General features: G+C 64.0%; 14 protein-coding genes. 1 reads left to right on the top strand and 13 read right to left on the bottom strand.

Translation table 11 applies throughout. The annotated features are described in order from the left end of the window. Positions 1-82: 82 nt before the first annotated feature. From AX725_RS13685 to AX725_RS13630, 12 genes are all read right to left on the bottom strand, one after another. Positions 83-1,894: a ParB/RepB/Spo0J family partition protein gene (locus tag AX725_RS13685; RefSeq protein ID WP_017499953.1), complete on the bottom strand. Its 1,812-nt coding sequence runs from the start codon at positions 1,892-1,894 to the stop codon at positions 83-85. An 85-nt stretch (positions 1,895-1,979) separates the two neighbouring features. Next, entirely contained in the window at positions 1,980-2,414 is a 435-nt protein-coding gene (locus tag AX725_RS13680; RefSeq protein ID WP_017499954.1) for a DUF2958 domain-containing protein, read from the bottom strand. Continuing rightward, positions 2,411-3,382 carry an ArdC family protein gene (locus AX725_RS13675; RefSeq protein WP_017499955.1) on the bottom strand — a complete coding sequence of 324 codons (972 nt, stop codon included), beginning with the start codon at positions 3,380-3,382 and terminating at the stop codon, positions 2,411-2,413. Before AX725_RS13675 ends, AX725_RS13680 begins: the two co-directional genes overlap by 4 nt. 515 nt (positions 3,383-3,897) lie before the next feature. Beyond that, a complete protein-coding gene (locus tag AX725_RS13670) occupies positions 3,898-4,338 on the bottom strand; it encodes a hypothetical protein (RefSeq protein WP_155644762.1) in 441 nt (146 codons plus the stop codon). A gap of 69 nt (positions 4,339-4,407) precedes the next feature. After that, on the bottom strand, positions 4,408-5,049 hold the full coding sequence (locus AX725_RS13665; protein ID WP_017499957.1) for a lytic transglycosylase domain-containing protein: 642 nt from the start codon (positions 5,047-5,049) through the stop codon (positions 4,408-4,410). Further along, on the bottom strand, positions 5,037-5,558 hold the full coding sequence (locus tag AX725_RS13660) for a S26 family signal peptidase (RefSeq protein ID WP_017499958.1): 522 nt from the start codon (positions 5,556-5,558) through the stop codon (positions 5,037-5,039). The genes AX725_RS13665 and AX725_RS13660 overlap by 13 nt, the downstream gene beginning before the upstream one ends. Continuing rightward, positions 5,551-5,862: a helix-turn-helix domain-containing protein gene (locus AX725_RS13655; RefSeq protein WP_081095412.1), complete on the bottom strand. Its 312-nt coding sequence runs from the start codon at positions 5,860-5,862 to the stop codon at positions 5,551-5,553. The genes AX725_RS13660 and AX725_RS13655 overlap by 8 nt, the downstream gene beginning before the upstream one ends. A gap of 30 nt (positions 5,863-5,892) precedes the next feature. Continuing rightward, positions 5,893-6,774: a phytanoyl-CoA dioxygenase family protein gene (locus AX725_RS13650; protein WP_017499960.1), complete on the bottom strand. Its 882-nt coding sequence runs from the start codon at positions 6,772-6,774 to the stop codon at positions 5,893-5,895. A gap of 5 nt (positions 6,775-6,779) precedes the next feature. Beyond that, positions 6,780-7,394 carry an acyl-homoserine-lactone synthase gene (locus AX725_RS13645; RefSeq protein ID WP_017499961.1) on the bottom strand — a complete coding sequence of 205 codons (615 nt, stop codon included), beginning with the start codon at positions 7,392-7,394 and terminating at the stop codon, positions 6,780-6,782. A 92-nt stretch (positions 7,395-7,486) separates the two neighbouring features. After that, positions 7,487-8,233 carry a LuxR family transcriptional regulator gene (locus tag AX725_RS13640; protein WP_017499962.1) on the bottom strand — a complete coding sequence of 249 codons (747 nt, stop codon included), beginning with the start codon at positions 8,231-8,233 and terminating at the stop codon, positions 7,487-7,489. 86 nt (positions 8,234-8,319) lie between these two features. Beyond that, positions 8,320-8,646, bottom strand: a complete 327-nt coding sequence (locus tag AX725_RS20605) for a helix-turn-helix domain-containing protein (RefSeq protein ID WP_017499963.1) — start codon at positions 8,644-8,646, stop codon at positions 8,320-8,322. Between the two features lie 487 nt (positions 8,647-9,133). Then, positions 9,134-10,279: a CaiB/BaiF CoA transferase family protein gene (locus AX725_RS13630; protein ID WP_026108913.1), complete on the bottom strand. Its 1,146-nt coding sequence runs from the start codon at positions 10,277-10,279 to the stop codon at positions 9,134-9,136. Positions 10,280-10,395: 116 nt separating this feature from the next. Here AX725_RS13630 and AX725_RS13625 point away from each other — a divergent pair, with 116 nt between their 5' ends. Then, complete coding sequence (locus AX725_RS13625; RefSeq protein WP_208598042.1) at positions 10,396-11,361, top strand: LysR family transcriptional regulator; 966 nt, start codon at positions 10,396-10,398, stop codon at positions 11,359-11,361. 171 nt (positions 11,362-11,532) lie between these two features. Here AX725_RS13625 and AX725_RS13620 read toward each other — a convergent pair. Beyond that, the coding region (locus tag AX725_RS13620; protein ID WP_156458499.1) for a TonB-dependent receptor domain-containing protein at positions 11,533-12,412 on the bottom strand (880 nt) is incomplete at its 5' end.

Below are 12,412 nucleotides of genomic sequence, written 5' to 3'. Positions count from 1 at the left end.
GCGAGGGCCGCTTGCGGCCGAGCGGCGCGGCGATTTTATGGGGGACGGAACGGGCGGCGGGTGCGCCGCCGCCCGTCCAGTTTCATGCGGCTTCGCGCTCGGGCTGTTCCTGCGGCTCGGCCTTGGCAGGGGCCGGAAGCGCAATCACCGCGCCGGGGCCGGTCGGTTCCGGCTCGCGGTCGGGGCGCGCCGCGAGCACCTTGGCATGAGCCGCGACGGTGCCGACGCCGCCGCGCGCCGTATAGGTAGCGGGCGGGAACGCCATCCATTTCGGCACCCAACCCTCGACCTTGGGCCGCCCGTTCGCACCCTCCAGATGGTCGCGGACGATGCGCTTCAAGACCTTGCCCGGTTCCTTCGCATTGGCGGCGGCGACAGGTTCGCCCGCCACCTCGGCGACGATGCGGGTCAGCACCTCCTTGTCGCGGACACACTCGAAAAAGGCGTCGTCGGCCTGCCAGTAGCGGGCCATATCGACGCCGATCTCGCCGCCGACCGCCTCGATGGCGGCGCTGCCGCTGGCGAGCGTTTCGCCCATGACGATGACGATCACGTCCATTACGGCGCGGTCGGGCACGTCGAGCAAGCGCAGGAACACGCCGACCAGTCCGAAGTCGTCGCCGTTGCCGCCTGTGACGGTCGGTTCCTCGGGCGAGAAGCCGAGAAGGTCCAATACGGCGCGGCGCTTCGCGTCGAAGTCGGTTTCCGCGCGGCAAGTTTCGACGCTTTCGCGCACATCGTCGTTGCGCGCGGTCTGCGGCTCGGGCTTGACCGTCCACAGTGGCGACCCGACGATGACATGGGCGACCATCAAGCGCAGCGCGACCTTGGGATGACGGGTCAGCGAGGCGCGGACAGCGGCATGACGGTGCAGGTTGATATAGGTCTGCATCGTGCTCGTCACTTCGGGGCGCGGCACTTTGGGGCCGGTTTCGATTGCCTCGCCGCGTTCGAGCCGCTTGGCCTCCTTGCTCGTCACATAGCCTTCGTGGACCTCGACCTCGCCGCTTTCGCGCACATCTATATACACGCGCCCGCCCTTGCGCTTGGGTGCCTTGGCGAACTCATAGCGGTAGAAATATTCGCCGGGCGGGACGATCACCACGTCGAACCATCCGGCATCCAGATAGTCCTCCTTGCGCGCGTCGATTACGGCGTTCTGCGCGGTCCAGAACGCGTCGGCATCTGCAAAATAGCGGTCTTCGCCGAACAGATCGGCGACGATCGCAAGGCCGCTCGCATCGACGTCGAACAGGGCATGTTCGACCTTGATCGACTGCCCGCCGAACAGCCATGCCTTCAATTGCTGGCCGGTCGGGCAATAGGCGTCGTCATCGTCGTAGAGCGCCAGCCATGCCTTCTGCTGCTGCTTGCTCGCCAGCGTCAGATGCCGGACGGTCGCCGCGTTGATCTTCTCCTTGCGGTAAAGATCGCGGATGCGCGGAAGCAGGTTGCCGAGCGCTAGGATACGCTTCACGCCAAGCTCGGGAATGCCGAACGTCGCGGAGATATCCGCAATGTCGCGGCCCTCCTTGACCAGCCGTGCGAAGGTTTCCCATCGCGTCACCTCGTCGGGATCGAGCCGGGTGTTCTCGAGAAGCGATGCCTCGATGGCGTCGGCGTCGTCCCCGGCGTCGAGGATGGCGACGGGAAGCGGGCCGTGGTCGATGCCCTCGACAAGCGCGATGGCGTTCGCCGTCCAGCGCCGCCGCCCGGCGACGATTTCGTGGACGCCATTATCGTTGCCCGCCTGCGGGCGCACGATCAGCGGCACGATGACACCGCGCTTGCGGATCGAGGGCAGAATGTCGCCCACGTCCGGGGGCTTGGGTCCGTGCCGCATGTTCACCTTGGACGGAACCAGCTTGCTATGGTCGATAAAGTCGAGTTTCATTGGTCTGCTCCTTCTGGAGCGCCGGTCCCGTTTGTCTTGCTGGATGGGCGGGACCGGCACTCAATGCGGCGAAACGCGCCGCGCGTCATCCGGCCCCTCGATCATCAAGAGGCGGCGGAAGCTCGTTGCCGTTCCGGCTATCGGTGATGCGGCGAAGTTCGGCTTCGGCCAGAACGATTGCACCCATGCGCCGCGCGGTATCGGACCATAGCGAAAGCGGGGCCAGCGGCTCGAAATGCTCGTCGCGCTCGATGAACAGGCCGAAGGGCAAGCGGACGCCCGCAATCTCGGTAAGCGAGAACACGCCCATTTCCGGGCATCCGAACCCCAAGTCGGCGAGGCCGAACAGCGTGTCTCCATCGTCGTAAAGCTCGGTGGCGATCCACGTCGCCGCGCCGACCGGATTGAAGAATTTGACCACCGGGAACGGGTCGAACCGTTCGTCGCGCTGCTCGTGGAGGCGGCTGGCGCGCGCATTCGCGCGCAGCGCCGAAAGGATCGCATGGGGGAGCGTAATCATGCCGCTTCCCTCCCTTCGTCCTGCGTCTCGGCGTAGCGGGCAAGCAGCCAATCGGCGGCCTTGCTCGCCTGACTGGCCGCGCGAAAGATCGCGCGATTGTCCTCGCGCAGCACGTCGAGCCATGATGCCAGATAATCGGCGTGACGAACGGTCGGCACGATGCCGAGCGCGGCGCAAAGGAAGGCCGATCCCATCTCGGCGATCAATTCTTCGCGCGCATAGTCCTTGCTGCCGAACGCATTGCGCAGATTGCGATTGAGGCGCGACGGGTGGCCGCTGGCATGACAGAGTTCGTGCAGCGCCGTCCGGTAGAAATTGATCTGTTCGTGGAAGGCCGGTTGCGGGGGCACCTGCACATAGTCGGCGCTCGGGACATAGTAGGCCTTGTCCCCACCGATGCGGAAATCGACGCCCGATGCCGCAATGACCGCTTCGGCGATCGGCACGACTTGGCGTTCGGGAAGCGGTGCGGGGTCGGTGGCAAGGCCGGGGCGCAAGCCTTCGCACTGTGCGACGTTGAACACGGTGAAGCGTTTGAGGAACGGCACCGCGCGGGCTTCGCCGCCGGTCTGGCGCGCGCGTTCCTTCTCGGCTTCGGGGGTGAAGCGGTCGGCATAGACAACCCTTGTCCCGCGCTCGCCTTTCCTGACATTGCCGCCCGCCTCCAAGGCTTGGCGGAAGGTCAGCCACGATTGCGACGGATAGCCGTTCTCGATCACTGCTCCCCACAGGATCAGGACATTGACGCCGCTGTAATTGCGGCTGGTGAGCCCGTTGCGCGGGAGGCCGGGGGCGGCGGAGAAGCCTTGACCATTGGGGCGGCCCCAAGGCTGGACCCAAGGGAAGCGGCCCGCCTCAAGTTCGGAAACAATGCGGCCCGTCACCTCGTCGTAAAGATTGGCGCGCTCCGCCGGGGGCTGGCGTTTGCTGCCCTCTGCGCGCGCGCGTTGGCTGCCGGTCTGGTGCATGGCTATCCTCCAATGCCGCCCCAAAAACCCCAGGGCCTCCCCCGGAGCGGGGGTGGGCGGCGAATTGCGACCTGCCGGGCGCGGCCAGGAGGCGGTCCGCACCCGCAGGGCCGAAATGCAATGGAGGAGCCGGACCCGAGCGCAGTCGAAGGCCGGCTTGCGGGACGCCGGGCCGGGCCCAGAAGGGAGCGCCGCCCACCCGCGCGACGAGGGGAAGGCCCAACGAAAAATGCCGCCGCGCCGGTCAGGCGCGGCGACGACAGGCCGGAGCAAGGCTCCGGCATCCCGCCAGTCCGATCGTCACCTTTGGCCGGGACGCGCGAAGCGTGGCCCGGTGGAGCTTGGCGAACGGATGTGAGCCTAGCGGAATAGAGCGGCGGTCGCGCCGCAGGCGCGAGGCGCCTGAAAACCCGGATGCGTCAGGTCAGACCCTGCCGTCTTGAAGCACTCTCGTCGTGGTCGCCATGCGCGCGGTGACACGAGGAGCGAGCACTCGGCCCACTGGCCCCAACAGATCAACCGTGCAGCGGGGATCCGTTCGAACCGGTGCAAGCGGTCATCGCGGGCAACAGGCTCATCATGGCGGCACCGGCGATGATGATCGCGCCGACCGCCGCGGCGATGCCGGTCGCGGTCGGCCCCGCACCGCCGAGCTGCATCAGGCTGGAGACGACACTGCCGCCGGCGATCCCGGCGGGCACGGCGAAGAGAAGCGCGATCGCTCCGCGAAGCGGAACGGGCAACCGCGACGCGATGAGCATGCGTCCGATCAGCAAGACCGCGACGCCGACGACGAGGCCGAGAAGCAGACCGAGCAACGGCCCCAGTTCGCCACCCCCCGCCCACAGAAATGCGGCCGCACCGAGCCCGACCGGGAGTGCGAAGACGGCGAGCCGGAACATCGCCCAGGCGAAGAGGACGATGCCGGTGGCGGACAGGATCAGACCGAGCAACATCACGACCAACTCCATAGGCTCGGAACATAGCAGAAACACGATTCGGCATGAAGCCCCGATCGGCTCGCACTATGGGCGGTCTGGCGCGTTCTTCTCGGGCGACGTCGATCGCAGCGCGACGAACAGCGTGGCCGCACCGGCTTCGCTCCGGCCGGCAGGGGGCCGGTCGCCGATCGCGAAGAAGATGGCATTGACGGTACGCGGCGTTGCACTGGCGGCCGTGACAGCCGACCGGGAATTGACGGGCACTCCGGCGACGCTCGCGAGATAGGCGCGGGTCTCACCGGGCAGCGCGCGGCCGGTCCGCACGTGCTCGGCATAGCGTGCCGGTCCCGCGTTATAGGCTGCGAACAGTCCGGGATAACCGAAGCGGTCATACATCAGACGAAGATAGAGCGTCCCCGCCAATATGTTGTCGCGCGGGCTATGGGGATCACGTCCGAGCCCGAGCCGCGCGCGCATTTCGGACCAGGTGCCGGGCATGAGCTGCATCAGTCCCATCGCGCCGGCGTGGCTGGTAATCGGGCGCCCGTCCAGCACCGTGCGCCCGCCGCTCTCGGCGCGCATGACGCGCTCGATCCATTCTACCGGCACGCCGAAACGCGCCGAGGCTGCCTCGATATAGGGCCGCCAGTGAACGACCGACTGCGCGTCAGCCGGTGCCGCCGCCAGCAGCGCCAGGGCGGTGATGGCGACCCTCAGCCCAGCCACAGCAGTCGCACCTCGCCGATGACGTCGCCGCGCGATGTCGGTCCGAAATAACGCCCATCGAACGAATCCGGGCTGTCCATCAGCAGGAACAATGCGCCCGAACGCAACATCACGCAGCCATTCCACCACGGCATCGGACGGTCGCGGCCATCGGCTTCGCGGCGTTCGGCCACCGGGTGGCCGTTGACATAGATCTCCCGCCCGCGCGCACAGACGCGATCGCCGGGCGCGGCCGCGACGCGCTTGACCAGCGGGATATTGATCGGAATGTAGCGCCGCTCGGCGGCGAGCCGGCGCCAGCGGTCGGGCACCCGGACCAGCACCATGTCGCCCGATGCGATGTCCTGCCGTCCGCTGACGGCATAGAGACCGATCGGCGCGCTGGCCGATGCGTTCCAGACCAGCCACGGCGTTGGCGGCAGCGCGATCGTGGTCGCCAGCGCGGCCGCGCCGAGACCGATCAGCGCGGTGGGTTTAGCCGGCAGACGGGAGGGTAGCAGCCTAGCCATTGCCTCCCTCCCGCATGTTCGCGCGCGACCAGGCCTCGATATCGTCGATATGGTAGCGCCAGACGGTGCCATGCTTTCGGCACGGCGGGCCGCGCCGCTCCCGGCGCATCTTCTTGAGCGTGTCCCCCGCGAGACCGAGATGGAACGCGGCCTGCTTGGTTGTCAGAAACGGGCAATGCTCGCGTGCCCGCCGAGCGCGCTCCGCGGCCGACGACGCCGTGGCTCCACCGTCCACAGCGGATGAATCCGCCTCGATCCGTGTTCGCGCGCCGCCGCCTGCTTCGGGGTTTGGATCGTGTGTCATGAGTGCAGCGCCCGGTCCGACGAACCCGCGTTACCCGCCGATCAGGCCCGCACGCGCGGCTTCCTGTTCGGCGACATAGGCATCCAGCATGTCGGCCTGGCCGGGGAGCAGCGCGTCGATCGCAGGGAGGCCGTCGATATCGTCCCGGTGAAGCAGCACGGACGGGCACTGGCCTTCGACATTGCCGAGATTGGGGCGATGCTGGGCATAGCCGATGAGCGCGGCCAGATCGGGATCGAACGCTCGAGCGATGGCGGGCGGATAGACGAGATACTGATTCTCGAACGTCCGCAGCCATCCGAGGCAATAGGAGGTGATGACCGCGCGGCGCACATGATCGGACTGGTTAGCGCCGGCACCATGCAGGATCGATCCGAGGAACAGCAGCGCGGAGCCGGGTGGCATTTCGGCGGCGACCGGACGTGCATCGCCCGGTTGCGATGCCGCATCGTGATGGCTGCCCGGCCAGACCAGCGTCGCGCCACTCTCCAGCGTGAACGGATCGATCGGCCAGATGACGTTGATCTGATAGTGCATCCCGGTCTTGACGCCGCCCCAGAGATCCTGGTCGCGGTGCGGCACCTGCGCGAGCGCGCCGGGATGGATTTCGATCGCCTGGGTGAGGTTGAGAACGATACGATCGCACCATTCCCCGAGCACCGTTTCGGCGATACCGCGGATGATCGGGTGCAGCACAAGGCCGGCGATATGCCGTGAACGCCGCAACAACGCGCCAAAGCGCTTGGTGCGGGCTCCGTAGAATCCGCCTTCGCAAAAGGGCGTGGCGACGAAGCGCGGTGCGAGTTCGGCTTCGAGCGCGGTGATTAGCTCGGTCGGCACGGCGTTATCGACAATGACATAACCGTCGGCGAGCAGCATCGCGGCGAGGCGGGCGGGGTCGTGCATCGCCATTCCCTTCACGCGGCTCTTGCCGCCGCATCGGGAGTGATCGCACCCGGTACATAGATGCCGTTCGACGCCAGCAGCGCAGGCGTACCGGCGCAGATCTCGATGCGGAACGCTCCAAGGAACGCGCCATCGATGCGGCGCGCGGGGCCGAGCGGCGCTGCGCGCCAGCCCATCGCCAAAACCTCCTCGCGAAAAGCAGCGGTCACGACGCCGGTTAGCATGGTGATTCCGCTGCCGAGCGCATGATCGACCATCGCCGAGATGAGCCGGTTGCGGACACGCAGGCGTCCGGGGGCGCCCAATCGTTGCGGCAGGCAAAGTCGCGTAATCTCGCGAACCTGCTCCCCCCGGGGCGCATCGCACTCGCAGAGCGACGCGAAACGATCGGCGAGAAGATGTGCGCCCTCTGTCGATAGCAGCCGCATCGACCCCTGGTGAATGCAGCCATCGTCGGTGGCGATCAGATAGACCGCCTTGTCGCCGTCATAGCTGTCGATTTCATAGCGGCCGCCGACGACCGGAACATCCCAGCCCAGCAGATCGACGAACAGGGTCTTGCGGTCCTCGAACATCGAGGCGGCGCGCGCATCGGTAAGCGAGCACCCTTTGACAATATGGATCATGGCAGTAGCTCCCGTTCAAATTGAACAGTCGCGAAGGGAGCAGAGATGAAGGGCTCAAACAGTCGTCAATATTGAGGATGCGGCGATCCCGCTCAGAACCGCGGGACGATCTCCTCGATGCAGACGATTCCGCAGGCGAGCGCGATCGCCGGGAGCTGCGCGCGGGAATAGATTCCGAAATGTTCGCGCAGGTCACGCATGTAGGTGCGCACTGTCGTCGGGGCGATGTTCATCATGATCCCGATCTCGACGTCGCTCTTGCCCATCGCCGCCAAGCGAAAGCATTCGAGCCGCTTTGGGCTGAGATGGGGTAATTTCAGCGGGCGCGCCGGAAAGCCGTGCAAGCGCCGCGCCTCGGTAAACGCCTCGCTCGCCATCAGCGTCGCGATCCGGCAGATATGCGATGGCGGCAATTGCCCGTCGCGCGTTGCGAACGTACAGCATCCGGGCGGCTCGCCGGCGACGCCAATCGGAACGGTGAGGCCGTTGCGCAGGCCATGACGCGCGGCTTCGCGCACGATGCGCGCCTGTCGCCGCGTGAAGCCGCCCAGCAGTCGCTCCATTTCGTGCCAGCAGAACGCCCGGCTTGTCGAGCGCGCCGCGAGCAAGGCGGGATCGTCGCGGTAATAGCCTTCGGCGACGAAAACGTCGCCCCAGCTCTGGAAATTGTCCATGCGGAAATATCGCCCACCGGGCTGAAAGAAGGCCATGCTCTGGACGATCGCGAGCCATGGGAGGCCGAGCTGGCGTGCGGCGGCCTCGCTGCAACTGAACAGCTCGCGATCACTGTTCGCGCGCCTGGCCTGCTTAATATAGGCATCGAGGTCGCGAAACGGCACCGAGGGGCACTCCTTTCGACGCGCGCGTTGCGGGCGCGTCTATCGGGCGCGTGGTTCCAGCCCACGCGCGTGCAGCCCCCGATGATTTACTTGGTCTTGCTCGGCCGCCCCGTCGGCTTGTGCGGATGGCGCCGGAGCGTCACCGCCGGGCGCGCCAGTATCGCGCCGATTTCCAGTTCGTCGTCCGAAACGATCGAGATCGATATCCGGCCGGACAAGAGATAGACGGCATTAACGCCGAGTGCCTTCGCGAGCCGCTCCATTGCTTTCAGCGTCGGGCTCGACCGGCCATTTTCGATCGCACTCAGATAAGAGCTGCTCGTGCCCGCATCATGGGCGAGCGCTTCTTGCGTGATGCGCATCGCAAGCCGCAATTTCCTGAGATTCAAACTGAAGGACTTCGACGCATCCATAAGGGCGTAAGTTCACGCCCTGCGACCATTACTCCACACTGGATACAGGTTGGAGTTATTATCTATATTATTACGTTTTTACAAATATTTAAATGAGATTCCCGAACAACGCGCACTCAACTCTGATGCGGATTCTCAGGCGCGCCAAAAGACCGCATTCGGACGGTCGAATCGGTCGATGACCGAAGCCCTCACGCCAGGACATTGGCCGTGGACGCCGCAGTGGAAATCCCATCGGCGTCGTCACATCCGGGGCGAGCATTGATTTCAAGCGCCGAGCGAATCACGATGCGAACAACGTCCCGTGGACACGTCCGCAATCGCCGTTCCGGCGTGGCGTACAGGAATCATCGGATAGTTTGACGTGCCTGTGTGTCGTTGTCTCCTTTGATTTGAATGCAGCGCAGCGAAGCGGAGCGTCGCATTGGTTCATAGTTATGAAATCACCGTTCGTGTCGGGCCGCTGGCCGCCCACCATGCCAACCGACTACTCGCAACAGTCGGTTCTGGCGGTAATCCCGCAGCGGTCCGGTTTGCTCCAGCCCCGCCGAATTGTACTCGGATCTTCATGATGCAGCGGGATCGGTCCGGGGATCGGTAGTGACGAGCCCGAAAAACGTGGCGCCGGCATTGCCTGGAGGATATTGTCGATCTCCCGATAGACGCCTCGCGCTGCCATATGAGGATGGCGCGCCGCTTCGTCCGGATCAAGCACGGGGGCAAAGCAGGCATCGCTGCCTTCCAGCAGTGTGCGCCATTCTTCCCGTGTCCGCATGGCGAATATCTCGCTAAAACGCTGCTTGAGCTCGGGCCAGGCATCACGATCATAGCCGTCGTCAAAACTGCTATCGCCGGCCAACCCCAGCTTTTTGCAAAGCAGCGCATAGAACTTGGGCTCGAGTGATCCGACTGAGATGAAATTCCCGTCGGCGCACCGATAGGTCGAGTACCAGTGAGGGCCGTCAAGGATGCTGCAGCCGCGTATGCTGGCAACCTGGCCGGCGGCCTTCAGGCTCAGGAGCAAGTTCATCATGTGAGCGCTCCCATCGACGATCGCGGCGTCAACCACTTGCCCATTCCCGGTATCCCGCGCGTGCATTGCCGCTGCGAGGACGCCGATGGCCAAATAGAGCGCTCCACCCCCAATATCGCCTACCAGGCTTGGCGGCGCCATTGGCGGTTCACCGGGATGCCCAGCATACCAAAGGGCTCCTGACAGCGCGATATAGTTGATGTCATGGCCGGCCGCTTGGGCGAGAGGTCCCTGCTGCCCCCAACCCGTCATGCGACCGAATACAAGGCGGGGGTTACGCGCTAGGCAAACCTCGGGACCAAGGCCGAGCCTCTCCATCACCCCAGGCCGCATGCCTTCGATCAGTACATCGCCCCTTTGGACGAGATCCAGGACATGCGCGACGCCTTCGGGGGACTTCAGATCCAAGGCAATTACACGTTTCCCGCGGTTCACAATGGCGCCGCTGCCAAGATCGATATTTTCGGAGTTAGGGCTTACGCGTTCAATGACGACGACATCGGCGCCAAGGTCGGCCAACAGCATTCCGCAAAACGGCGCCGGGCCGATGCCCGCAATTTCGAGTATTTTGAGGCCTGCAAGCGGACCAGTTTTCGTCATTCAGGCATACCTGCGTCTGAGACCTTGGCGCTTTGATCCAGGCCGTTTCGCCGCTCCAGATTTCGAGACGGGTTGCAGTCGTGCTGGGCGGCAGTGTCGAAAGTAAGATTGGCAAAATGACCTTGATTCGCCTAATTCATTCTCTGGAGCAATTATTCCTGTGGGGCATGTCCATGCTCGATTCTCGCCTCAAGCATGCCGTCGCGGTTGGTCAGCTTCGTTCCTTCTCCAGGGCAGCGGATGCGGTTGGTGTCACGCAGTCGGCGGTGACCAAGAGTGTCGCTGAACTCGAACGGCATCTTGGCTATTCCCTTTTCCATCGGACCTCACGGGGCGCGATGCCGACAGAGGAGGGACGCGAATTTATTGATCGCGCAGCGCGCTTGCTTGCCGACGCAGCTGAACTACTCGGAGATACAGCCCGCCGCGCCGACGCCTATGCGGGCCCGCTTCGAATCGGACTGTTCCCAGGGTCAATCGACTGGTTGCTCACCCAACCTCTGGTTTCTTTGCTGCGGCGCCATCCGGCAGTGCGCGTCGAAGTCGTTTCGGGCAACAGCGAAAGGGGCGTGCGACTCCTGTCGCGCGGCGATATCGATGTCGCCTTTGGACTTGAAGCGGCCTTTGCACGCTGGCCGGAATTCAAGTGCGAGCGGGTCGCCTCGATCGAAATACTGCCTTTTGTGCGGAACAATCATCCCATTCTGGGGATAAACCCGACCAGCAAGGAGCCGCTGGTCCAGTTCGAATTCGTAGTGCCCTCATCTTCCGAACCCTACACATCGATCATTCAGCAGATGTACGAAAAAAGCGGTAAGCGTCCCGCTGACTGGATCCACATGACAGACTATTTTCAATTGGTTCGACGGATCGTTGCCACATCCGATGCTATCGGGATGGTTGCAAAACAGTTCACCGAGAACTCATGGTTTCGCGCCAATTTCGTGGCCTTGGAGGGAATCGGTTTATTCGATCCATTGACGCTTTGTTATGCTGTGCGTAGCCGCTGGCAGGTAAAACCGGCTGGCCGTGCGCTCGTCAGCCTTGTTCGTCAGGCATGGCGCACCGCATCATCGGATTAACGGCAAGGGGGCGGGGTGCGATCGGAAATCCGCTGCATCCGTCGCGATCAGCTAGAGCATTTCGCGCAGAAGTGGGAACCGGCTTTCCGGCAGGAAATGCTCTAGCAAATTGATCTTGGGCATTTTCCGAGTTGGCGGGTGATTCCACTCGCCTCGAAAATGGCCTAGAAGCTAATCGCCACTTCTCCGCCGATGACGCGCCCCCCTGTTTAGCGGTGAAAGGCTTGCACCCGTGCCCCCGAAGGCCGCCGGCAAAGGTGTATCGCCGCCAATCGTCACCTCATTCAGGAGGTTTCGGCCATAGATGGAGAAGCGCCAGTGCTTGTTGTCGGTCGCCAATGTGAGGCTCGCATCGAGCATATCGGCGCCCTGAAGGAAGCCGACGTTGTTGTCGGTGAATGCCGCCTTGTCGCGATGCGTGAAGCTGACACGCGCCGTTGCTGTCCCCAATTCGCCAAGCTGCTGATCATAAGTCAGCCCCACGCCATAGGTCCATGGCGACAGCCTTGGCAATTTGAGCGCACGATCCACATCGTTGATGACGCCATCACCGCTGAGGTCGAACTGGACGTTGCGATACTGGCCATTCACGTAGCCGAGCTGACCCGAAATCACGAGGTTGGACAAAAGAAAAAACTGCCCCTCGGCCTCGACGCCTTTGATTGTGGCGTCGGCGGTGTTCCGTATGACCTGGCTGACGCCAAGCGGTCCGGGCAGGTTGATCTCGCGCTGCAGGTCCTTCATGCGATTGTAGAAGGCCGCCAGGTTGATCCGGTGGCGCCCGAATTGCTTCTTGGCGCCGAGTTCGAAACTGTCCTGGGTCTCTTGATTGAATGGCCCCGGCGGCACAGCGGGATCGGTGTTGCGCAAATTATATCCGCCGCTGCGGAACCCGCGCGTGTAAAGGCCATAAATCTGCGTGTCGTCATCCGGCTTCCACTGAAGGCCGATTTTCGGCGTAAACCCTCGCCATTTTGCCGCGTCGGCGAAATTGGTGGTCGTGTCCGTCAACGTGGTGTAAATTCGGTTGTGGCCAGCGGGCTGCATTTTC

Origin of the sequence: Blastomonas sp. CCH9-A1, from assembly GCF_001557175.1 — a bacterium.
Classification (GTDB): domain Bacteria; phylum Pseudomonadota; class Alphaproteobacteria; order Sphingomonadales; family Sphingomonadaceae; genus Blastomonas; species Blastomonas delafieldii_A.
This window is presented reverse-complemented; position numbering and strand designations above follow the sequence as displayed.

Coding starts and splice junctions, on each gene's coding strand:
- AX725_RS13685 (WP_017499953.1), bottom strand. CDS start 1,894: ATGAAACTCGACTTTATCGACCATAGCAAGCTGGTTCCGTCCAAGGTG.
- AX725_RS13680 (WP_017499954.1), bottom strand. CDS start 2,414: ATGATTACGCTCCCCCATGCGATCCTTTCGGCGCTGCGCGCGAATGCG.
- AX725_RS13675 (WP_017499955.1), bottom strand. CDS start 3,382: ATGCACCAGACCGGCAGCCAACGCGCGCGCGCAGAGGGCAGCAAACGC.
- AX725_RS13670 (WP_155644762.1), bottom strand. CDS start 4,338: ATGTTGCTCGGTCTGATCCTGTCCGCCACCGGCATCGTCCTCTTCGCC.
- AX725_RS13660 (WP_017499958.1), bottom strand. CDS start 5,558: ATGGCTAGGCTGCTACCCTCCCGTCTGCCGGCTAAACCCACCGCGCTG.
- AX725_RS13655 (WP_081095412.1), bottom strand. CDS start 5,862: ATGACACACGATCCAAACCCCGAAGCAGGCGGCGGCGCGCGAACACGG.
- AX725_RS13650 (WP_017499960.1), bottom strand. CDS start 6,774: ATGGCGATGCACGACCCCGCCCGCCTCGCCGCGATGCTGCTCGCCGAC.
- AX725_RS13645 (WP_017499961.1), bottom strand. CDS start 7,394: ATGATCCATATTGTCAAAGGGTGCTCGCTTACCGATGCGCGCGCCGCC.
- AX725_RS20605 (WP_017499963.1), bottom strand. CDS start 8,646: ATGGATGCGTCGAAGTCCTTCAGTTTGAATCTCAGGAAATTGCGGCTT.
- AX725_RS13630 (WP_026108913.1), bottom strand. CDS start 10,279: ATGACGAAAACTGGTCCGCTTGCAGGCCTCAAAATACTCGAAATTGCG.
- AX725_RS13625 (WP_208598042.1), top strand. CDS start 10,396: ATGACCTTGATTCGCCTAATTCATTCTCTGGAGCAATTATTCCTGTGG.